The organism is Streptomyces sp. NPDC048111 (genome assembly GCF_043202815.1).
Classification (GTDB): Bacteria; Actinomycetota; Actinomycetes; order Streptomycetales; family Streptomycetaceae; genus Streptomyces.
Window position 1 is genome coordinate 171,777 of record NZ_JBIDBD010000001.1, and the last position, 21,216, is coordinate 192,992.

20 protein-coding genes are annotated in these 21,216 nt (G+C 72.6%); 7 read left to right on the forward strand and 13 right to left on the reverse strand.

Going from position 1 to position 21,216, the window contains the following annotated elements:
- Window positions 1–3: 3 nt before the first annotated feature.
- Complete coding sequence (locus ACGF3I_RS00780) at window positions 4–2,013, reverse strand: PEP/pyruvate-binding domain-containing protein (protein WP_393128331.1); 2,010 nt, start codon at window positions 2,011–2,013, stop codon at window positions 4–6.
- Window positions 2,010–3,383 carry an acetyl-CoA carboxylase biotin carboxylase subunit family protein gene (locus ACGF3I_RS00785; RefSeq protein WP_393128332.1) on the reverse strand — a complete coding sequence of 458 codons (1,374 nt, stop codon included), beginning with the start codon at window positions 3,381–3,383 and terminating at the stop codon, window positions 2,010–2,012. The genes ACGF3I_RS00780 and ACGF3I_RS00785 overlap by 4 nt, the downstream gene beginning before the upstream one ends.
- 408 nt (window positions 3,384–3,791) lie before the next feature.
- Here ACGF3I_RS00785 and ACGF3I_RS00790 point away from each other — a divergent pair, with 408 nt between their 5' ends.
- Complete coding sequence (locus tag ACGF3I_RS00790) at window positions 3,792–4,970, forward strand: PAS domain S-box protein (RefSeq protein WP_393128333.1); 1,179 nt, start codon at window positions 3,792–3,794, stop codon at window positions 4,968–4,970.
- Window positions 4,971–5,105: 135 nt separating this feature from the next.
- Here the strand turns inward: ACGF3I_RS00790 and ACGF3I_RS00795 are convergent, their stop codons facing one another.
- The 7 genes from ACGF3I_RS00795 to ACGF3I_RS00825 all read right to left on the reverse strand — a co-directional run bounded on the left by ACGF3I_RS00795 (window position 5,106) and on the right by ACGF3I_RS00825 (window position 11,758).
- Window positions 5,106–5,537 (reverse strand): STAS domain-containing protein, encoded by a 432-nt coding sequence (locus tag ACGF3I_RS00795; protein WP_393128334.1) that lies wholly within the window; start codon window positions 5,535–5,537, stop codon window positions 5,106–5,108.
- A complete protein-coding gene (locus ACGF3I_RS00800) occupies window positions 5,534–6,625 on the reverse strand; it encodes a B12-binding domain-containing protein (protein WP_393128335.1) in 1,092 nt (363 codons plus the stop codon). Before ACGF3I_RS00800 ends, ACGF3I_RS00795 begins: the two co-directional genes overlap by 4 nt.
- Entirely contained in the window at window positions 6,622–8,274 is a 1,653-nt protein-coding gene (locus ACGF3I_RS00805; protein ID WP_393128336.1) for a PP2C family protein-serine/threonine phosphatase, read from the reverse strand. Before ACGF3I_RS00805 ends, ACGF3I_RS00800 begins: the two co-directional genes overlap by 4 nt.
- Before the next feature lie 260 nt (window positions 8,275–8,534).
- Window positions 8,535–8,876, reverse strand: coding sequence for a cyclic-phosphate processing receiver domain-containing protein (locus tag ACGF3I_RS00810; RefSeq protein WP_393128337.1), 342 nt, complete (start codon window positions 8,874–8,876; stop codon window positions 8,535–8,537).
- Window positions 8,877–8,985: 109 nt separating this feature from the next.
- Entirely contained in the window at window positions 8,986–9,771 is a 786-nt protein-coding gene (locus ACGF3I_RS00815) for an alpha/beta fold hydrolase (protein WP_393128338.1), read from the reverse strand.
- A 75-nt stretch (window positions 9,772–9,846) separates the two neighbouring features.
- Window positions 9,847–11,013, reverse strand: a complete 1,167-nt coding sequence (locus tag ACGF3I_RS00820; protein WP_393129076.1) for a DSD1 family PLP-dependent enzyme — start codon at window positions 11,011–11,013, stop codon at window positions 9,847–9,849.
- A gap of 130 nt (window positions 11,014–11,143) precedes the next feature.
- Window positions 11,144–11,758 (reverse strand): transcriptional regulator, encoded by a 615-nt coding sequence (locus ACGF3I_RS00825; RefSeq protein ID WP_393129077.1) that lies wholly within the window; start codon window positions 11,756–11,758, stop codon window positions 11,144–11,146.
- A gap of 371 nt (window positions 11,759–12,129) precedes the next feature.
- Between ACGF3I_RS00825 and ACGF3I_RS00830 the strand changes: the two genes are divergently transcribed.
- From ACGF3I_RS00830 to ACGF3I_RS00850, 5 genes are all read left to right on the forward strand, one after another.
- Window positions 12,130–13,119: a phospholipase gene (locus ACGF3I_RS00830; RefSeq protein ID WP_393128339.1), complete on the forward strand. Its 990-nt coding sequence runs from the start codon at window positions 12,130–12,132 to the stop codon at window positions 13,117–13,119.
- A gap of 290 nt (window positions 13,120–13,409) precedes the next feature.
- Window positions 13,410–14,171 carry an endonuclease/exonuclease/phosphatase family protein gene (locus ACGF3I_RS00835; protein ID WP_393128340.1) on the forward strand — a complete coding sequence of 254 codons (762 nt, stop codon included), beginning with the start codon at window positions 13,410–13,412 and terminating at the stop codon, window positions 14,169–14,171.
- Between the two features lie 154 nt (window positions 14,172–14,325).
- Complete coding sequence (locus ACGF3I_RS00840; RefSeq protein WP_393128341.1) at window positions 14,326–15,033, forward strand: VanZ family protein; 708 nt, start codon at window positions 14,326–14,328, stop codon at window positions 15,031–15,033.
- Window positions 15,034–15,100: 67 nt separating this feature from the next.
- Window positions 15,101–15,808 (forward strand): response regulator transcription factor, encoded by a 708-nt coding sequence (locus ACGF3I_RS00845; RefSeq protein WP_393128342.1) that lies wholly within the window; start codon window positions 15,101–15,103, stop codon window positions 15,806–15,808.
- 13 nt (window positions 15,809–15,821) lie between these two features.
- A complete protein-coding gene (locus ACGF3I_RS00850) occupies window positions 15,822–16,952 on the forward strand; it encodes a sensor histidine kinase (RefSeq protein ID WP_393128343.1) in 1,131 nt (376 codons plus the stop codon).
- A gap of 47 nt (window positions 16,953–16,999) precedes the next feature.
- Here the strand turns inward: ACGF3I_RS00850 and ACGF3I_RS00855 are convergent, their stop codons facing one another.
- Both ACGF3I_RS00855 and ACGF3I_RS00860 read right to left on the reverse strand, forming a co-directional pair.
- Window positions 17,000–17,401 (reverse strand): hypothetical protein, encoded by a 402-nt coding sequence (locus tag ACGF3I_RS00855; protein ID WP_393128344.1) that lies wholly within the window; start codon window positions 17,399–17,401, stop codon window positions 17,000–17,002.
- Between the two features lie 122 nt (window positions 17,402–17,523).
- Entirely contained in the window at window positions 17,524–17,922 is a 399-nt protein-coding gene (locus ACGF3I_RS00860) for an STAS domain-containing protein (protein WP_393128345.1), read from the reverse strand.
- Between the two features lie 254 nt (window positions 17,923–18,176).
- Between ACGF3I_RS00860 and ACGF3I_RS00865 the strand changes: the two genes are divergently transcribed.
- Complete coding sequence (locus tag ACGF3I_RS00865) at window positions 18,177–19,139, forward strand: SDR family NAD(P)-dependent oxidoreductase (RefSeq protein WP_393128346.1); 963 nt, start codon at window positions 18,177–18,179, stop codon at window positions 19,137–19,139.
- On the opposite strand, the gene ACGF3I_RS00870 is transcribed toward ACGF3I_RS00865, so the two are convergent.
- Together ACGF3I_RS00870 and ACGF3I_RS00875 are read right to left on the reverse strand one after the other, a co-directional pair.
- Window positions 19,078–19,761 (reverse strand): YdcF family protein, encoded by a 684-nt coding sequence (locus ACGF3I_RS00870; RefSeq protein WP_393128347.1) that lies wholly within the window; start codon window positions 19,759–19,761, stop codon window positions 19,078–19,080. The two genes, ACGF3I_RS00865 and ACGF3I_RS00870, sit on opposite strands and share 62 nt — an antisense overlap.
- Before the next feature lie 71 nt (window positions 19,762–19,832).
- Window positions 19,833–21,068, reverse strand: a complete 1,236-nt coding sequence (locus ACGF3I_RS00875) for a GNAT family N-acetyltransferase (protein ID WP_393128348.1) — start codon at window positions 21,066–21,068, stop codon at window positions 19,833–19,835.
- Window positions 21,069–21,216 lie beyond the last annotated feature (148 nt).

A 21,216-nucleotide genomic window follows, 5' to 3' on the forward strand; every position in this document is an offset into this window, starting at 1 on the left:
GGCTCACAGGGCGTAGGGGCGGATCTGGACCAGCCGGAAGTCGCCCTGCTCGGTCATCAGCCACTCGATGTCGAGCGGCACGTCCACATCGGGCTCGCTGAAGTGGGACTGCAGGAGCCGGCCGGTCAGGGACAGGTCGGCGAGCCGGGCGCGGGTGGCGGCGGGCAGCCCCTTGCCCCAGGAGCCGAGCGCGACGGTCCGCCCGCCGCCCTCGACGACGTTGTACAGGTACTGCTGCGGCAGGACCGAGCCGTCGACGACCTGTTCCGGGGAGCCGGGCGTGCAGTTGAGGTAGACGTTGCGGAAGTCGCCGCGCCGGGTCGGGTTGCAGGTCACCAGGACACCGCCGAAGGAGGCGGGCACGTACTCCTGGATGATCACGCCCATGTAGGTGTCGTCCAGGGAGATCCCGACCTGGTGGCGCAGCCGGACGCTGCGCGGCGACACCAGCGAGGCCCACACCTGCCGTACGGCGTCGAGGAGTTGGTCGGTGCCGTGGACGGTGGTGACCGAGTCGTACACGCCGGCGGCGGAGAAGCCGGGCAGGTCCTCGGCGTTGGAGGAGGAGCGCACCACCAGGCGCCGGTCCGGGGTCGGCGCCGTGGGGAAGGCCTGCCCGATCTGGCGGACGATCGCCTCGGGCACCGGCGTCTGGCGGATCAGCTGCTGCAGTTGCAGGCAGAGCGAGTCCAGGACGTCGACGGCGTCGAGTTCGAGCGCCATCTTGAGCTTGCCGATGCCCTGCTGGATGGCGGGCGACGAGGCGAGGAAGTGCTGCTGCAGGACGAAGGGCAGGGCGACGCCTTCGGGTGCGCCCACGGTGGCGGCCACGAAGTCGGCGGCGCGGGAACGGAGTTCGGCCGCGGAGGGCCCGGTGAGGCCGAGCCGGGTGGCGAGGTGGCCGTAGAGGTCCTCGCGCGGGGGGCGGGGCCGTCCGTAGAACGCGGTCAGGTCGGCGGTGCGGCTGTCGAGTACGTGGTGCAGCTCGCCGAGGTTGGCCGCCTTGGTGCCGTAGCGGTCGCGGTCGGCGGCGCGCAGCCGGTGCAGGGAGAGCACGGGCGCGTCCTCGACCTTGGGCGGCTCCAGGCGGATGCGCTGCTGGTGCCAGGCCGGGGCGCGCAGCTCCGGCTCCTGCTCCAGGCGGTCGAGGGTGATCTCCTCCTCGCTCACCCGGTAGCGCACCCACGCGCCGTTCAGGTCGTCCTTCTCGACGAGCTGGTCCAGGTCGCGCACGATCGCGTTGGGTATGCCCCAGCCGGAAGCCAGGACGTTGGTGTGCGAAAGGGGCGTGATCGGGGCGGTGTTGACGAAGCCGGCCGCCCTGGGCACGTCGTCGGGCAGGCAGGGCATGGCCACGATGTCGGCCCAGCCGAGCTGCGCCGCGGCGGCGGTGTACTCCTCGCTCGTGCGGAAGTACCGCAGCCGCCCGGTGGCCTCGCCGACGTTGAGGGCCGTGCGGACGCGGGAGCCGAAGAGTTCGTGGCTCAGGATGCGCGGGACGCGCAGTTCGCTGATCGCCGCCAGTTCCTCCTCCTGCCCGTGGTTGGCGGGCTTGAGCAGCACGGGGAGCCTGCCGTCGACGCGCACCCGGACGAACTCGTAGAAGTACTCCAGGAGTTCGCCGTTCATGGTGTCGGCCTCGGTCGTCTCCAGGACGAGGAAGGTGCGCTCTCGCCCCTCGGCGTCCTCGTCGGTGTGCAGGGACAGCACACCGAGCAGGAACCGGCGCTCGGGGTCCATGTAGACGGAGGCGTTGAAGGCGTCCAGCTCGGCGTCGAGTTCGGCGAGTTCCATGCCGAGGACGCGGGTGGCTATGTAGTTCACGTGGAAGGGGTGCGCCTGCGTGTCCAGCAGGTGCCAGGTGTTCTCGGCGCGGTCGACGACGACCTTGAGGTACGGGTGTCCCGCCAGGACGCCGGAGAGGGTGCGGAACAGCGGCAGGGAGAGGTACTCGCCGATCACCGTGCGGTCGGTGGCGGGCTCGGGGGCGCCGGTGCACAGGGTGGCCGTCATGCGGAGACCTCCTCGGGGCGCGTCGCGGGCAGGACCTGGGGCAGGGCGTCCACCAGCGTCTCGAAGTCGTGCAGCACGGTGCGTGCGTCGGCGGCGGAGAGCAGGCACAGGGCCGCCATGGTGTTGGCACCGCCCGCCGGGTCGTAGACCGGCACCACGTCGCCGTCGGGCAGGGAACTCTCGGCGACCACCGACAGCTCGCTGCCCGGGCTCAGCGGCACCTCCTTGGCGACGGACGGGAAGTCCCAGATCTTGCGCTCCCGCCATGCCTCGCCCCGGCCGTCGACGGCGAGCACGACGAGGGAGCCGGCGGCGCCGTGCGCCTCGGCCGGGCCGAGGGCCTGTGCGGGCCACTGGACCGGCCGGCCCACGAGGTGGTCCACGAGCATGCCGACGAGGTCGAGCCCGAAGACGTCCTCGATCTGCGGCACGGTCATCGCGCCGCCGAACCGGGCGGCGGTCTCGATCAGCCACATGCCGCCGTCGGCGCCGAGCTTGATCTCGGTGTGGGTGCCGCAGTCGCGCAGACCGAGCGCGTCCACGGCCTCGCGGGCGAGCGCCACCACACGGTCCTGGGCGTCCGGGGACAGCAGGGCGGGGGTGATGCCGGCGCGCTCGGTGAACGGTTCGACCGTCGGCATCCGGCCACTGAGGCACACCGGGTGGAAAGTGCCGTCCGCGACGACGCCCTCGACGCTGACGTAGTCGCCCCAGCCGGGCTCCTCGAACCAGTCGGACGCGGTGCCGGTGACGATCTGCTCGACCACGAAGTGCCCCTGGGCCTCGGCGACGTGCAGTTCCGCATAGCCCAACTGAGCGGATTCGGCCATCACTTCGCGGGAGCGGTGCCAGGCGTCGGACAGCTCGTGCGGGGAGCGGATGATCTGGTGGGCCGTGGAGCCCGCGCTCCAGGCCGCCTTGAGGAGCAGCGGGAAGGGCAGGACGTCGGCCGCCGCGTGCAGGTCGGCCTCCGTACCGACGGCGCGGAACTGCGGCTGTGCGAGGCCGTGTTCGTGCCAGGTGCGGCGCATCAGGCGCTTGTCCCGGGCGAGCTCGGAGGCCTTGCCCGCCCCCTTGAGCCCGAGCACCTCGCACGCCTCGGCGACGGCCACGACCGCGTATTCGGAGAAGGTCAGCACCGCGTCCGCGCCCACGGCCTCGGCCCGCGAAACGATGAGGGAGACCAGGTCGGAGCGTTCCGCGTCGGCGGGTGTCTCGACCGAGGCGCACAGCGTCCGGGCGCAGTCCGTCACGCTGGGAGGAAGAGCGCTGAGCGCCAGCAGGTGCACTTCCGCCCTCGCCGCCGTCCGGTTCAGGACGTGACCGAGCGGCGGACCACCCTTGGCATGCACTAACAGCACCTTGCTCACTGAAGTTCGTCTCCATTCGTCCAGATCGGGGTCACTGTCGGTACGGGGCCGCTCGCGGCGTGGGGGCCGTGGGGGTCGCCGGCCACGTCATGCGTGTCGTCGTACCGATCGGTGATGCGCGTCGAGCGCGGGGGACATGTCCCCGGGTTCGTGTCGGAGCGTATTCACCCGCACACTCAAGGGGACCACGGCAACCGGCGTCCGCATCGCCGCGGGGGGCGTCTTCCATTCAGGCAAATGCCTGAATAGCAGGCCGTGTTGGGGCATCGGGGGGTGCCACAGGGCTCATGGACCGGCCGTCATTCGGCCGAGAACCGAGCATGCGCGGGATCGGGACGGGATACCCATCGCGATGTGACAGTGCGTCAGCCGGTTGCCTACAGGCCGCATACGGACGGAGAGACCACTGTGGACGACTCAAGCCTCAAGGCGCTGCTCGAACACCATCCGGTGTTCTGGCGGGAGGTCGACGAGCCCCGGCAGGGCCGCTTCGACGGCCGCTCCTTCGACGCGGGCCGGCCCGCGGACGAGAACGACGTCCACGGCCGGACGCCCGACCTGGCCGCGCGGGCCGGGGCGGGCCCCGACGCGCCGCGTCAGTACGCGGCGTTCGCGGACCTGGTGAACCTGGCTCCGGCCGCGGCCTTCATCCGCGACAGCGACGGCCGCTATCTGTGGGCCAACCATGCCTACGCGCACGTCTACGGCACGGTTCCGGCCGACCTCGTCGGCAAGTACATCGAGGACTTCGACCCGCCCGCCGAGGCCGCCCACTTCCGCGCCCTCGACCAGGAGATCCTCACCCGGGGCACCCCGGTGCGCCACACCTTGCGCTACCGGCGGCGCGACGGCAGCGCGGGCCACGCGGTGGGGCACCGCTTCCCCGTGCGGGAGAGCGCGCGGACGTGTGTCGCGGGCATATACGTCGATGTGACCGAGCACCTGCGGGCCACGGTGCGGCGCCAGGAGGCCGAGGACGACCTGAGCGCGCTGCGCGACCACAGCGGGCTGCCCTGTGCGCTGCTCTCCCCCAACGGGCGTGTGGTGACGGCGAGTTCGGCGGCGGCCGAGCTGTTCGGCCTGCGCGTACCGGAACTCGTGGGGCGGCGCGCCCACACCCTGCTGGCCGCGGATCCGGGCCTCGACCGGCTGGGGCACGGGTGGCAGGGTCTGATATCCCGGCGCACCAGACGGATGGAGACATCAGCGGTGCTGGTGGACAGCCAGGGGCGCCAGCGCCGCGCGCAGCTGCATCTGACGACGGTCGGGCACTCGGTGTCGCGGGCCCGGCACGTGTGGGCGGTCGTCACCCATCTGAGTCTGGCGCACGGCGCGCACCCCTCGTTGACGCCCGCGCAGATCCGGATCCTGTCCCTGCTGGCCGCCGGCAGCAGCAACGGCGACATCGCCACGTCCCTGAACCTGTCGCGGCAGACGGTCGACTACCACCTGAGTCGCCTGCGGGAACTCCTGGACGCCGAGACCCGTCCCGCGCTGGTCGCGCGGGCCTATGTGCTGGGCATCCTCGCCCCGGGCACCTGGCCGCCGCGCTCGGCGACGGCGGCGCATCCGCTCAGTACGGTCTGAGGGCCGGGACGGGCCCGCGCGGCGTCCGCACGCCTCGCCGGGAGCCGCGACGGCGCTCGGCGGGGCGGCGGGGCGGCGACCGGTCGTCGGGCACTGCGGTCGCCGTGGCGCCCGCGGGGTCGGCGGTGGCGCGGCTCAGGCGCTGCCGTCCGGTCCGGTGGGGCGGGCCGGTATGGCTTCCTCCGTGTCCGCCCGGGGCTCGCCCGGGCCGGAGGTCTCGCGCACGGCGCCGGCGGGGCTCGCCGTGAGGTGGTCCAGGGTGTCCGTGAGCGTCAGGAGCCGGTCGAGCGGTGCGGTGCGGTCCTCCAGGTGCAGGAGCACTCCGGCCGCGTCCGTGCGGCGGCGGATCATCAGCAGGGTGGCAAGTCCTGTGGAGTCGATCGCCCCGAGTCCGGCGCAGCCCAGGGTCAGGTCGCGCAGTCCGGGCTGGGCGGCCAGCTTGTCGGTGACCGCGTCCAGGAGGACGTCGCCGTTGTCGTAGTCGAGGTCCCCGTCCAGCTCTATGCGGACCGCGGTCGCCGTGTCGACGGCCGTCAGACGCAGGTGACTTGAGGGCTGGTTGCTCACGGGTGGTTCCTGGCGGGTGCGGGAGGTGCGGGCGGGGTGGCGAGTCTGTCGACGCCGAGTCGCAGAAAGCGGGTGGCACGGGGGAAGTCCTTCAGCTCTCCCGCCAGCAGGTGCAGGGCGGGCGGCAGGCTCTGCGCCGGAACGCCGCGCGCGACCAGGACGGACGCGGTCCAGCCGAGGAATCCGGTGAACAGATCGGCGTCGTCCAGGTAGAGGGCGGTGCCGAGGAAGTCCACGATGTGCGCCAGATCTTCGGCGGTGCGTTCGCGCTGGACCTCGCTGTACCGCCGGACGGCCGGGAACGCCTCGTCGAGGCCGCGCATCACGGTGCGCACGAGGGCGGTCCTCGTGCGCGTGACCATCGTGTACTCCTGGTCGTCCAGGTGCGGCAGGTCGTCGATCGGCTGGTGGCCGGTCTCGGGCCGGGCCGGCGGGCTCTGCTCGATGCGGTCGGCGGCCGAGCGGGCGTCCGGCGCCCATGCGTCCGCGCCGAGCAGGCGGGCATAGCGTCCACCCGGCCCGAAGGCGGCCCCGCCCACCACGACCGGCACGCCCACGGCCTGGCAGGCCGTGATGGTGGCGTGCGCGGTGGGCAGCCGGGTGGCGATGGAGCTGGAGAGCGCGACCAGGCCGGGGCCGGTGCGGTGGAGGTGGGCGATGAGGTGCGGGACGGGAACCTGGGCGCCCAGGTAGTCCACGTGCCAGCCCCGCAGTTTGAGCACCTCGGCGAGGAGCCGGGCGGGCAGCGCGTGCCACTCCCCGTCCACGCAGGCCACGGTGATCCGCCCGCGGTGGGGCGTGGTGCGGGCGGCCGGGTGCAGGGAAAGTGCCGCCACGGCACGTTCGTTGATGGCGGTCGCCGCGTGCTCGTGCGCGACGCTGATCCGGTTGGCCGCCCACTCTTCGCCGACCTTGAACTGGACGGGCGCGATCACGTCGAGCAGCACGCCCTCCGGATCGTGGCCGTCGTCCAGGGCGCCGTGCACGAAGGCGGTCGCCGCGTACTCGTCGCCGGCGAGGACGGCCTCCCACAGCCCGGTCACCAACGACGCCGTGTCCGGTGGCGCCGTACGAAGTTCGGTACTCATGCGGTGAACCTGCCCCGTGTGTGGCCGTTCACCGCGCTCAGGTGGTGGTTGCGGGGCGCGGAGACGACCACCAGGGCCATGTCGTCGTGCCGTCCCCTGCCGACCCACTGCGAGGCGACCATCTGGACGCGTTCCACGATGCTCTCGGCGGGCATGCCCGCGCATTCCGCCAGCACGCGTCGCAGCCGCTCCTCGCCGAACATGACGTCGCCCATCGGGCCGCCCCTGGCCTCGGTGAAACCGTCCGTGTACAGGACACAGGTCTCGCCGGGGGCCAGGAACACCTCGTCGGTGGCCGCGCGCACCTCGGGGATCGCACCGATCAGGGTGCCCCGCGTGCGGGCCTCCTCGACCTTTCCGGTGGCGCGCACGATCAGCGGCGCGGGATGGCCCGCGCTGGTCACCCTCATCCGCACCGAGCCGCCCTCGCGTACCGCCGAGGCGAGCACGAGGGTGGCGAACCGGGTGTGGTGGGAGTTCAGGAGCGCCATGTTCAGCAGGCTCAGCATGCGCTGGTGGTCGTCGGCGAGCGGCAGCAGGGCGTGCAGGGTGTTGCGGATCTTGCCCGTGAGCACGGCGGCCTCCAGGCCCTTGCCGCACACGTCACCGAGCACGACCAGGGAGGGCGCGCCCGCCTCTGCCGCGTGGTGCACGTCGTAGAAGTCGCCGCCGATCCGCTCGTGGTCCTCGGAGGGACGGTAGCCGCCCGCGAAGTCCACGCCGGAGACCTGGTGGAGGGTGGGCGGCAGCAGTTCGCGCATCAGGACGTCGGTGATGGCCGACTGGTCCGCGTACAGGCGGGCCGCCGACATCGCGGCTCCCGCGCGGGCCGCGAACAGCCGGGCGAAGACCTCTTCCTCGGCGGTGAACCCGGCACTGCTCGCGCGCCGCAGCAGGATCAGTGCTCCGGCCGGTACGCCGTGCCCGGGCAGCGGGGTGACCACTATCGAGCCGGCCGGCCCGAAGCCGTCGGGCAGTACCCAGTCGGGGACCGCGGACGGGTCGACCCACCGGGTGGGCACGGGGGGAAAGCCCTGGAGCGCTTCGGCGAGGCCGGGTACGGATTCCGGCTCGACGCTCGGGGCCGAGGGCACCGGACTGCCGCCGCGCTCGCACGTCACGATCGGCATCCGGTGTCCGCGCACGGGGGCGACGACCACCGCGGCGTCGGCGAGGTGCCCGGCGGCCATCTGTGCGGTGACGTGGGTGCAGCGCTCCAGGTTCAGCGAGGAGAGCAGCAGATTGGACGCCCTGCCGAGGAACTCGGTACGGCTGCGCTCCCGGCGCAGAGCCTCCTGGGCGATCCGGTGGTCGGTGGCGTCGACGAGCCACCACAGCACGGTGCCGCCGTCCTCGGTGGTGGGATGTGCCTCGAAGATCCGCTCGGCCACGGGGCCCGATGCGATGGCGGCCCCGTCGCCCTCGTCCCCGTCGGCGGCGTTCAGCCCGGCATGGGCCGCCGCCAGCCAGTCCGGTACGGCGTCCGCCATCGGCGTCCCGGGCCGCGCCCGCGGCAGCAGCACCGTGGCGGGCTCGTTGGCCAGGACGATCGCGCCCTGCCGATCAGCTATCAGGACGGGATAGGGGGCTTTGCTCCACAGGGAGGCCCCCTGAGTGGGACCGTCGGTTGCCGCGTTGGTGGTAGTCACCAAATCTCGAGGATCCGCTGGGCGAACCCCTCACCTCACAGGCTCGTAGGGAATGTTGTCGTTCGGCAACCATCCCGCACCCTCCAGCTTCTGGCAACCATCCTCCGATGCCGACAATGTGCACCATTCTGGGCCGAAGTAGACATAATGCCCAGCCATGGGCGCCACCAGAAACGGCCGCCCAACCGCCTGCCGGACCTGGGCAGATGGCCATATACGCCACCATCGTGCGGCGCTGCGTCCACTCGCGGGCCGGCGCCTCAGGCCGTGGCGCGCCGCACGGGGTAGTTCCAACGTGTGAGTGACCGCACGACGGTCTCGGACCCGATCGGGTTGGCGCTGTGCACGTAGACCATGCCGATCCGGAAGGGGCGCCCGTGGAAAGCGGCCTCCTCCAGGAGGGTCACCACGGGCAGGATGCTGTCGTCGCCGCCCAGGTCGTGGTCGAGCCAGAGTTCGTCGACGAACCGGTCCCGGTGTTCCTCCAGGAGCGCGATGCCTTCCCGGCTGGTACGGGCGATGCGGGTGGCGCGGGGCAGGGGGCGCAGGTCGTCGATGCCCAGGATGATGGCGGGCGCCGCGGTTGCTGGATGTTGTGACACGTGATGATTGTCGCAGGGCCCGCGACGCGCCTGGCCTGCGGGTATCCCCCGGTTCACGCCGCTTCGCCTCTCCGCGGCTCCGCGGTCGCCCTGCTCTGTGAGCGTTGTCTCAATCGGCCAGGAACTTGCTCAGCACGCCGGTCAGTTCGCGGGGCGCGTCCAGTGCGATGAGGTGGGCGGAGGAGGCGAATTCGGTCAGGGTGGCGCGGGGGATGTCGGTGGCGTAGCGCCGGGCTATCGCCCGGAAGTCGGGGGTGTCGAGCGCGCCGACTCCCACCAGGGTGGGGACCCGGACGGCGGACACCGCACCCTTGCCCGGGCCCTGGGAGAGCGCGCCGACCGCGTCCTGGTTCTGCAGCGAGGTCCGCAGCGGGCCCGACAGCCGGTCCGCGAGGCCGGCCGGGACGTCGTCCCAGCCGCGGGACGGGCCGCGCAGCCACATGTCCAGGTTGACGCGCACCGCGGCGTCGAGGTCCCCCGCCGTCAGCGCCGCCGTCTCCTCCTCGTCGTACGCGATCATGTCCGCGGACCAGTCGTATCCGGGCCACGGCGGCGCGAGCAGCGTGAGGGAGTGCACCCGCTCCGGGTGGACGAGGGTGAAGTCCAGGGCCACCCGTCCGCCCCACGACGCGCCGACGAGCCGTACGCGGTCGTGCCCGAGGTGGTCCAGAAGGCGGCGCAGATCGTCGGCCTCGCTGAACGGGCCTTCGGGCAGGGCGGATTGGCCGAAGCCGCGCAGGTCGTAGCGGATGACGGTGTGTGCCTCTGTCAGACCGGGCACGACCTCGTCCCACATGCGGTGGTCCGCGACCCCGGCATGGAGCAGAACGACGGGTGAGCCGTCGCCCGCGACGACGAACGAGAGGTGGCCGAGATCATCGGTGAGCGTGAGCATCCGCAGATGCTGGCAGAACGGCCGCGTCCCGGCCAGCCAATAACGATCGACCGGACGACAGGGCACCGGCCCGGGTCACCAGCCGCTCACGCGGGTCCAGAAGTCCTGGATCTCGGGGGGACCGGCGGCCGGCCGGGAACCGTCGACGACGTGGTAGCCCCGGTGCTGGGCGCCGGTGGCGCAGGCGTGGTTCGGCAGGACGCGCAGTCGGGTGCCGATCGGCAGGTCGGGGAGCGGAGCGCCGTCGCGGGCGGTGAGGGTGCCGTGTTCCTGACTGGCGGCGGTCATGACCAGCCCCGGGACCGCGTTGCCCGCCAGGTCGGTGACCAGACCGTACCCCTGGTCCTGCGCCTGCGCGGAGGTCCCGCGGTCGCGGGACATGGCCATCCAGCCGCCGTCGGTGACGATCCAGCCGTACTCGGGGCGGTGGCCGATGACGGTGACGACGACGGACAGCGCGAGGTCCTCGACGCGGCACACGCCGAGGCCGGCCATGACGAGGTCGAAGAACACGTAGTTGCCGGCGCGCAGTTCGGTGACCCCGGTGAGGTCCTCGGCGAAGTGCGCGGTCGGTGTCGAGCCGACGCTGACCGTGGCGACCGGCAGCCCCGCCGAGCGCAGCCGTTCCGCCGCGGTGACGGCGGTATCGCGCTCGTTGTCCGACGCCCGGCGCTGCTCCTCGGCCGTGAAGGCGAAATAGGACTCCCCCGCGTGCGCCAGCACGCCGTCCAGACAGCCGGCGTCGTGCAGGACGCGGCCGATCTCGATGAGCTCGGGCGCCTCGGGTTTGACGCCGCCGCGGTGTCCGTCGCAGTCGATCTCGATCTGGGCGGGGACGGGGATCCGCGCCTCGCGCGAGGCCCGGGCGACGAACTCCGCCTGCTCGCGGCTGTCCAGCAGGACGCGCAGCGCAATGCCGCGCCCCAACAGCGCGAGCACGCGCGGGAGTTTGTGCGGATCGATGCCGACGGCATACGTGATGTCGCGGTAGCCGCCGTCCGCGAACGCTTCGGCCTCGGCGAGGGTGGAGACGGTGATGGGGCCGGGGGCGCCGTCGTGCAGGAGTGCCGCGACATCGAGGCTCTTGGCCGTCTTCACATGGGGGCGCAGGTCAACTCCCATGCGGGCGGCCCGCGTTGACAAGCGCTCGATGTTGCGCCGCACCTTGTGGACGTCCACGACGGCGAACGGGGTGTCGGGATCGGCCAGGGTGCGCCCGACGTGGGCGTGGGGATCTGCCAGGGTGCGCCCGACGTGGGCGTCGGGATCGGCCGGGTGGGAGGGGGTGGTCACAGGCGGTGTCCGTCTTCTTCGGGAGCGGTTGGTGCCCTGGAAGGGCGGGGCGCTAGCGGGGAGGGGTGAGGAGGCCCGGTCAACTGGGCTTTTGGCGCGCGTAGTTGTAGACGGTCGCACGGGACACGCCGAGCAGGTCGGCGATGGTCCGGGCAGCATCGCGCGAGTCGAAGTACCCCTCCTGGTGAAGCCGTCGTACGAGCGCCTTCTTGTCTTCGCGACCCAGTGACCGCGGCGTGGCCCCGCGCTCGGCGGCCAGCTCCTCCACCGCCCGGCGCAGCTCGCGCGCGTTGCGGTCCCGCAGGGCTTCCAGGGGCCGCTCGCCGTGCTCGGCGTCCGTGGCCACCAGGTTCGCCAGGGCGAGCGCCACCGGGGACAGCACCGATACGTCGAGGTTCAGGCAGAGGGCGGCGACGTACTGGCCGGAGGCGTTCTTGATCCCGATGGACGTGCTCTTGGCCGGGCGGCCGTCGGGGAACTGGTTGGGGTAATTCTGGATCACACCGGGGTAGTCCGGATCCTCGATGCGTGCGAGCCCCAACTCCGTCGCGGAGTCGCCCACTTGACGTCCCGACAGGTTGTTCTCGATGGCCCGGATCGCGTGCCGCGGGTCACGCAGGTCGTGCAGCACGACCTCGCACAGCCCGGGGAACATGCGGCCGAGCGCGAGGGCGATCTTCTCGGCCTCGCGAATGAGGTGCTCGTCCCCGTCGACCGGGCCGGGCGCGTCCCCGGTACCGGGGCCCGCATCAGCTCCCCTCGCACCGCGCGTCACACACACTCCCGAGTTTTGGACGAGCCGAGCAGGTTTGGACAATGAGTCTAAACGATGGGGTGCTCATGTCCATCCCTCGTCCAACACCGCCCACCCAATAGCCCGCCCGCAGCCCGAATGTGATGAATTGGTGAAGGCGCTTTCACGGGCGCAACGCGGGCCGCCGGCCGGCCATCTGACGGGGCGCGGCGAGGCCCGCCCCGCACCCCGGCGACCGGACGTCATCACACCCCTTATGGGGGCCCGCCGTGGCTCCGGCGCCGGACACACCTCATGAAGGAGCGACCTCCTTGAGCACACACTTACGCCGTGGCACCCGCCGCCGGGCGCTGTCGGCCCTGATCGCCGCCCTGTGCGCGTTCGTCGGCGCCACCGCGCTGGCCGCGACTCCGGCCGCGGCGGCCGATCAGCGGCACGCGATCTACGCCATCGCCCACCGCGTCGACACCCTGGACGGAGTGGACGCCGCGCTCAAGCACGGCGCCAACGGCATCGAGATCGACGTCTGCGCCTGGTGGAACCCGGACGAATGGCGCGCCTGGCACGACTGTTCCTCGGCCGGCGACACCCGGCGCGGACCGAGCTTCGACAGCCTGATCGACCGCATCCTGTCCAACGCCAGGGCGGGCCGCCGTCTGTCCCTGATCTGGCTGGACATCAAGGACCCCAACTACTGCGGAGAGGCGCCCAACCGCACGTGCAGCGTCGCCGGGCTGCGCGACAAGGCGCAGCGTCTGACGGCCGCCGGGATCCAGGTGATGTACGGCTTCTTCGAATACCACGGCGGCAGCACCCCCGACGTCGGCGGCCGGGGCTGGCAGAGCCTGGAGGGCAGACTCGGCCCGCTGGAGGGCATCACCACGACGGGCAGCCGTGACAAGGTCGTGGCCGCCTTCGACCGGTCGGGTTCCGGATTCCCGCACGGCCGCAGGGTGATGGACTACGGCGACACGGACATCACCAACGGGTTCGGCAACTGCACCGAGGCCACCTGGAACACCTGCGCGGAACTGAAGAAGGGCGCGGCCGACCGGTCCGCGGGACGCCTCGCGGCGACGATGTCCTGGACGACCACCTACAACGACCCCTGGTACGTCGACAAGCTCCTGGGCGACGCCGGCGTGGACGGCATCATCGCGGGATACGGCGCCTTCACCGGGGTGCGCGAGTACGACGACAGCTGGCAGTGCGCCAACGCCATCAACCTCGTACGTGACTGGGTGAACCGTCACGGCTCCACCCACCGCATGGCCACCAGCTCCGACCGCCTCTTCAGGTGACCGTCGCGCGAGCGTGAGAGGCCGTCGGCCGCGGGTTTCGGCCGACGGCCTCTCGTCGTGGCAAGCCGTCTCGGCGCGGCCGTCGTAGCCTCCGCGTCGTGGCCCGTTCGTCGCTGCGCGTTCCTCACGCCGTGGCGGCGCGTTCCTCAAGTTGTGGCGGTGTGTTCCCAACTTGTGGCGGCAAGGCGGGAATCGGCTGGTCGGCGCGTCTGCGGTGGTGCGCCGGGGGTAGCCTCGCGGGTACCGGTGGTGGGACGCCATGTCCGACCGCCGCGGGGAACAGGGAAAGCGTGGAGAGGGAAAGCGTGCAGGATCTGCCCGATTCGGCTACCGAGCCCGACGGCTCCGTCATCGTCCGCGTACTCAGTTACAACATCCGCTCGATGCGGGACGACGTGCCCGCCCTGGCCCGGGTCATCAGCGCCTGCCGGCCCGACATCGTGTGCGTCCAGGAAGCGCCGCGGTTCTTCCGCTGGCGCAAGGCCGCCGCCCGCCTCGCCCGCACCTCCGGGCTCATGTACGTCTCGGGCGGCGCGACGGCGTCCGGACCCATGATCCTCTGCTCGCTGCGCGCCCATGTGGAGCGCACCGAGGACGTCCTGCTCCCCCGCACCCCCGGTCTGCACCAGCGCGGCTTCGCCACCGCGGTGCTGCGGTTCGGCCGGGCCCGACTCGGCGTGCTGAGCTGCCACTTGAGCGTCAGCGACACGGAGCGTCTCGGGCAGGGCCGGCTGCTGCTCGACCAGCTGTCCGCCCTCGGCACACCCCACGCGGTCGCCGCCGGTGACCTCAACGACCGGCCCGACGGCCGCACCTTCGGCCTGCTCGCGCAGTCCCTCCAGGACGGCTGGGCGACGAAGCCCTGGGGACGGGAGCACACCACACGGCTCGGTGATCCGCTGCAACGGATCGACGTGGTGTTCGCGACCCCCGGGGTGGAGGTCCTGGGATGCGGGGTGCCGATGGGCCTGCCCGGCATCTCCGAGGCGGACCTGCGCGCGGCCACCGACCACCTGCCGGTCCTCGCGGCGCTGCGCGTCCCCGTCTCCTAGCGCTCGGGCCCGCACGGCTGACGCCCGGGTCCGCACCCCGTGACGCCCCGGTCCGCACCGCGCGCCCCAGTGGCTGAGGCCGGCCGCCGGCCTATCGCCGGTGTATCGAAAACCGCATACGCCCTCGCAACGGCCCGCCGACTGCACTGGGAGCATGACCCACCCCACCTCTTCGCCGTCACCGCTGCGCCGCGCGGGCCGGGCCGGACTCGTCGTCCTGGCGCTGCTCGCTCTCGCCGGCGTCCTGAACTTCCTGCGCCGGCCGCTCATGATGTCCGCTCCCCGGTGCATGGCCGGGCAGTGGCACGGCTGTTACGACACCTTCAACGGCGTGGTGCTCATGACGCTGGTCACGATCCCCCTGGCCGTCCTCGTGGCGTGGGCGCTGACCGTCCGCCGCCGCGCGGCCGGGGTGCCGCTCGCCCGGCGGACGTCGCTCGCCGAGGTGGGCATGGTGCACGGAACGGTGCCGTTCCTGTGGCTGACCCTGATGCCGGGCGGCGGAGCCGGAGTGGTCCCGGAGCGGGTGAGCCTGGTGCCGCTGCGGGACCTGGTCACCATGGGCACGCTCGGCATCGTCGGCAACCTCCTGGTCTTCGCGGCGCTCGGCTTCTTCGCCCCCGTGCGCTTCGCGGCCCTCGCGTCCCTGCCGCGGATCCTGGCCCTCGGGGCCGGCTGCTCCGCGCTGGTCGAGACCGCGCAGTACGTGCTGAGGCTCGACCGGGTGACCTCGGTGGACGATGTGCTGGTCAACGCCGTCGGCGCCGTCCTTGCCGGGCTCGCCTCACGCCGCTGGTGGCGTCGGCCCGCGGCGGTCGCGGCCGTGGACGCGCCCCGCCCCCTCCTGTCGTCCGCGCCCTGAGCGGCGCCGCGGGCGCGCCCGCCCCGTGGATACGTCGGCGATACGCGGTGCTGCTTAGGCTTCGGACATGCGCGTACTGATCGTGGAGGACGAGCCCTATCTGGCCGAAGCCGTACGGGACGGTCTGCGGCTCGAAGCGATCGCCGCGGACATCGCGGGCGACGGCGACACCGCCCTGGAACTGCTCGACGTCAACACCTACGACCTGGCGGTCCTTGACCGCGACATCCCGGGCCCGTCCGGGGACGACGTGGCCCGGCGCATCGTGGCGTCCGGCAGCGGCATCCCGATCCTCATGCTGACGGCCGCCGACCGCATCGACGACAAGGCGTCCGGCTTCGCGCTCGGCGCGGACGACTACCTCACCAAGCCGTTCGAACTGCGGGAGCTGGTGCTGCGGCTGAGGGCGCTCGACCGCAGGCGCGCCCATGCCCGGCCGCCGGTCCGGGAGATCGCGGGCCTGCGGCTCGACCCGTTCCGCCGGGAGGTCTTCCGGGACGGGCGCCATGTACCGCTCACCCGCAAGCAGTTCGCCGTCCTGGAGGTCCTGGTCGGTGCGGAAGGCGGCGTGGTGAGCGCCGAGGAACTCCTTGAGCGGGCGTGGGACGAGAACGCCGATCCGCTCACCAACGCGGTGCGCATCACCGTCTCCGCCCTGCGCAAACGGCTCGGTGAACCCTGGGTCATCGCCACGGTGCCCGGCGTCGGCTACCGGATCGACGCCCCGCCGCGCGACCGGGGCGAGAACGGCTCTGGGGCCGATGGCCGTGGATAGGGCGCCGGGGCCAGTGGCGGTGAACAGGGCGCCCGGGCCGGTGGCCGGGGGCAGGGCGCCGGGTCCGAGCGTCCGGCTCAAGCTCACCCTCAGCTATGCCGGGTTCCTCGTGCTCGCGAGCGGCCTGCTGCTCGCGGCGGTGTGGGTGTTCCTGCTGCGGTACGTCCCCGAGCGCGCCCTGCTCGTCTCCGCCGACACCACCGGGCACGGTGTCTTTCCGGTCCGGTCCAACCTGTTGCGCGTGTTCGCCCCGAGGGCGGCGGCGGTGATGGCGTTCGTGCTGCTGCTCGGCCTCGTGGGGGGCTGGCTCCTGGCCGGGCGGATGCTCGCGCCGCTGACGCAGATCACGGACGCGGCGCGCAGGGTGGGCCGAGGCACGCTGACTCACCGCATTCGCATGACGGGGCGTCAGGACGAATTCCGGGAGCTGTCCGACACGTTCGACGCCATGCTGGGGGAGCTGGAGTCCCACATGGACGAGCAGCGCCGGTTCGCCGCGAACGCCTCCCACGAGCTGCGCACCCCGCTCGCCATCACCCGCTCGCTGCTCGATGTGGCCCGCCGGGATCCGGCACGGGACCACCGGGAGATCATCGACCGCCTCCACGCGGTCAACGCGCGGGCCATCGATCTCACCGAGGCCCTTCTGCTGCTCAGCCGGGGCGACAGCGGAAGCTTCACCCGCGAGCGGGTCGACCTCTCCCTCCTCGCCGAGGAGGCCGCCGAGTCCCTGCTGGCCCTCGCCGAGCAGCGCGGGACCGCCCTCGACGTCACGGGCGGTGCCGCCCACACCGACGGATCGGCGGAGCTGCTGCTGCGGATGGTCACGAACCTGGTCCAGAACGCGGTGGTGCACAACGTCCCGAGCGGCGGCACCGTGACGGTGCACACCACGGCGGACGGCGACAGCAGCGTGCTGCGGGTCGAGAACAGCGGCCCACGCCTCTCCCCCGACCTGGTGGCGACGCTCGCCGAGCCCTTCCAGCGCGGAACGGCACGCGTCCGCACCGGCGAACACGTCGGAGCGGGCCTCGGCCTCGCCATCGTGGCCAGTGTCGTACGGGCCCACGACGGCCGCCTGGACCTTCGGCCCCGCTCCGCGGGAGGCCTTGTCGTGACGGTCCGCCTGCCGAACACGCCGTAGCCGACGACAGCCGCCGTCGCCAGGGCGGCCGGAGGCAGGGGGCGGCGTCAGCCGGCCGCGCGCTCCCCCTGCACATACGGATCCGAGTCGACGTCGTACGTACCGGCGTGGAGGGACAGTTGCTCCACGATGCGTTCCCACTCCGCGAGTTCGGCCACGCGGCGCCCTCCGTCCGGCGTGTCGGACGGGTCGTCCAGCTCGTCCACCTCGTCCTCCGACGGACTGTCCGGTGCGGCGGCGAGCCGGCGGAAGGCGCGGGCCGCCTCGTGGTGGCCCATGCCCTGGGCCTGACGACGGACCGCCTCGCGCCCGGCACGCTCCGCCGCGGTGGGGCCCTCGGCCTCGGCGTCCGGCTCGGACAGTGGCTGCTCGTACGTCATCGGCGGTACCGCTCTCTGCTGGGTCGTGACGCCGTGGCCGGGCGCGGTGCCCGGTGGCTCTGCGGTCAACGTACCCAATCGGGCGAACAGTTGACGGCCGGGGGCCCGGCGTCCGGCGACCGCGGCTGGCGTCCGGCGACCATACGGCCGCTACGGCACGGGGGCGGCGCCCGGCCGGCCGGACTCTTGGCCTACGCGGCGGAGAAGAGGGTGCGGGTGTGCGTGAGGGCAAGGAGCTGGGCGACGCAGGGGGCCGCCGCACTCAGGGTCAGGGTCTTGCCCTGGACGAGCGCGCCGTGCCGTGCCCTGAGCAGGGCGCCGAGCCCGCTGCAGTCGCAGAAGGGGACGCGGCCGAGATCGAGGTCCACCCCGCACCGGGAGCGGGCCAGGGCCGCGCCGACCGCGTTGTACAGCTGGGGCGCGGTGTCGACGTCGAGCTCTCCGCGGACCGTCACGGTCACCCGGTCGCCCGACGAGTGCGAGGCGATCCGCAGTTCGGGCCACTCAAGACGGTCAGGTCCCGCAGGCGGCTGGACGGCCCGCGACCGCTCCGTCAGCGGCCGGCAGCCAAGGGATCTCTGCTCGGGCACGACATGACTCCCCTGGTTGCAGCGCTTCCGGTCCTCGATACCTCAGGATGCGGCCCGCTTTCACTCGCGTCAAGAATTACCTGAATTTTGTTTCGTGTATCACCGTGCGGGAGGCCCGCGCGAGCGCGCCTGCCCGAGCACCGGACGCCGCCCGGTGGTCGGCGGGCCCCGGCCGTGTAGGAATGGGAGCAGGGGAAACCAGGACAGGGAACATCGGAAACCGGTCCACCTCTTGCCTCACCGGGAGCAGCGCGATGACCTCACGCCCGAACCGCTTCGCAGGCCGTACCGCCCTGGTCACCGGGTCGTCCCGCGGTCTCGGTCTGCTCATCGCCCGCGAGCTCGCCGGGCGGGGCTGCCGGGTCATGCTCTGCGCACGCGGCGCCGAAGGGCTCGCCGCGGCGGAGGGCAAGCTGCGCGCGCAGGGCGCCGACGTCGCCGCGCACGCCTGTGACATCTCCGATCCCGAGGCTCCCCGGCAGCTGCTCGACGCGGTGCACGACCGTTTCGGCCGGCTGGACATCCTGGTCAACAACGCGGGCATCATCCAGGTCGGCCCCGTGGACACGTTCGAGGAGGAGGACTTCCGTCAGGCGATGGAGACCATGTTCTTCTCTCCCCTGCGCCTGGCCTTCGCCGCGCTGGCGGACCTCAGGGCCAGTGAGGCGGGCACGCTGGTGAGCATCTCCTCGATCGGCGGCCGGATCGCCGCGCCGCACCTACTGCCGTACGTCACGGCGAAGTTCGCCCACGCCGGGTTCTCGGAGGGCCTGCGGGCGGAACTCTCCGGTTCGGGCGTGAGCGTGACGACCGTCTACCCGGGCCTGATGCGGACGGGCTCCCACACGGCGGCACGGTTCAACGGCCGTCCCGGCGCCGAGTACGGCTGGTTCGCCACGGCGGCCACGCTGCCGCTGCTGTCCATGGACGCGCGGCGGGCGTCGAGGGCCATCGTCCGCGCGGCGGAGCGGCGCCGTCCCGAACTCGTCCTCACCCCGGCCGCCAAGGTGGCCGTACGCATGCAGGGCCTCGCACCCACCACCACGGCGCGCCTGCTGGGCGCGACGGCCCGTGCGCTGCCGGGTCCGGGCCCGCACCCCCGTCACCACGTGCGGGGCGACGAGGCGGCGCGGCACTCCCGGCTGCCCGGCTGGGTCACCGCTCTGGGCGACCGCGCCGGGCGCCGGCTGGGCGAGCCCCGGCCGGAGCACCGCTGACCTCGACGCCCGAGAACTCCGGCCATCCGGGCCCCCCGCGTTCTGCGGGGTCCAGTCCGCGCAGCGTCCAGAGTCCGTAAAGGGCGAGCACGGGTTTGGCGAGGATCCACTCACCGGGCCGGTAGTCCCCCGCACGCACCAGCCTCCGGGCGAGATCGGGGCGCCGACGGCGGAGATACGCCCGGGCCTTGAGCGCGTGGGCCGGCTGGGAGACGATCTTGATGCGGTCGGCGTCCTCGATCAGGGGCACGATGTTCGCGATGTTCTCCCAAGTCGTCGTGGACCGGTCCTCGAGGACCACCGGGCCCGCGAAGCGGAGCACGGTCCGCGCATGGTCGGCCATCAGGCGTGCCTCGGCGGCGCCGCCGCCGACCGCGCCACCGCTGAAAACGACACGTGTGGTCCCCGCGCGCCCGGCGGAGACGGAACGGATCCCCGCGCGTACCCGCCACCGGTTGATCAGGTTCGCCGTCGGCTGCGGGTTGCGGTACCCGAGCACGACCACCACCTCGCAAGGCCCTTGGCCGCGCCCGAGCAGGGAGCGCGACCAGCGCCAGTTGAGCCACTCTCCCCAGCCGAGCACCCCAACTGCCGCCACCACCAAGCCTGTTCCGCGTCGCATGCGGTGACCCTAGGGCATCCGGGTCGCCGGCCGGCACAACTTGCCTGCTGCCCTTGTGTCGTGACGAGCCGTCAGAACCAGTGCAGGCAGTACGGGGCGCGCTCCGGACGGAACAGGGCGTCGGCGAGGCGGGAAGCCTCCGCGTGGTGGGCCCGGACGTGTCCGGCGCGGACGAGCGTGCTCGGGGTGGTGCCACCCAGGTAGAGCGCGCCGAGGTCGCGTATGTCGAGGGACAGGTCGGGCTCGCGGCCCGTCGGGACGCACTCGGCCTTGCCGTCGCGCACGGTCAGCAGGTGGCGGCCGTGTTCCCCGAGGAACGGATCGTGGACGTCGAGGACGAGCGCGCCGTCCTCGAACCAGCCGCGCGCGGTCAGCGCCCTCGGCACGTCCAGAAGCCGTACCCACAGCCAGTCCGTGTCGCCGCTCACCTCACCGGCACGGAAGTCCGCGAGCCGCCAGCGCAGCGGGTGGTCGGCCGGCAGGTGCTTGAACACCACCTGGGAGACCAGGTCGTGGCCGAGGACGTACTGGGCGAGCGCCGTGAACGCGGTGTCGTCGGCGGCGATCGTCTCGTCGACCGTGAGGGTCCGGTCGTCCCCGAGCGAGTAGCTCGCGTATCCGTCCGGGACGCCGTGGCCGTCACGGTGCAGTGCGATGTAGCGCGGCGCGGGCGAGATCGGCGGCTGGCCCGCGCGCAGTTCCCACCAGCGGTGCGGCCGGGACAGGGCGCCGGGCTGGGCCCTGCGGTAGCGGTCGTAGACCGCCTCCAGGATGTCGCCGCACTCGGCGCTGCGCAGCAGCTCGACCGAGCCGTGGCCTTCGTCGTCGCCCCTACGCGTCCCGCCCGCGTGCCCGGCCCTGGGCACGGCGAGGCCGGCCGCGTGCCGAGCGACCGTGAGGCGCGCCGTGTAGGTCGCGGGGCCGTAGCCGAACCGGCCGTAGATCGGCGCCTGGGAGGCGAGCAGCACGGACAGGAACTCGCCGCGGGCCCGCAGTTCGGCGAGCTGATGCCGCATCATCGCGCTCAGCACGCCTTGCCGGCGGTGCGAGGGCAGCACCCCGACGGAGGTCACCCCGGCGGCCGGGGCGAGGGCCCCGCCGGGCAGCGTCAGCTCGAAGGAGTACGCACCCGCGGTGCCGATCGGCGTGCCCTGCTCGGTGAGGGCCAGCACGTTGCGGTCCATCTCGGTCGCCGACCACCAGAGCCCGCCGCCGTCGGCCGGGGTCTCGGGGAAGCGGCCGAAGGCGGCATGGAGCGTGTCGATGAAGACGTCCCGGTCCTCGTCGGTCGTGGTGCGTATCTGCATGACTGGCGCCGCCTCCTGAGGATGCCGGACCGACCCGTTGTGCGGCCCCGCCCCAGTGCAGCGCGGCTCAACCGGTCAGGGCAAGCGCATATCGACTCCGACGGGGCGGGCCCCCGACCGCGTGGCAGGGCGGTGAGGCGGCCGGTGC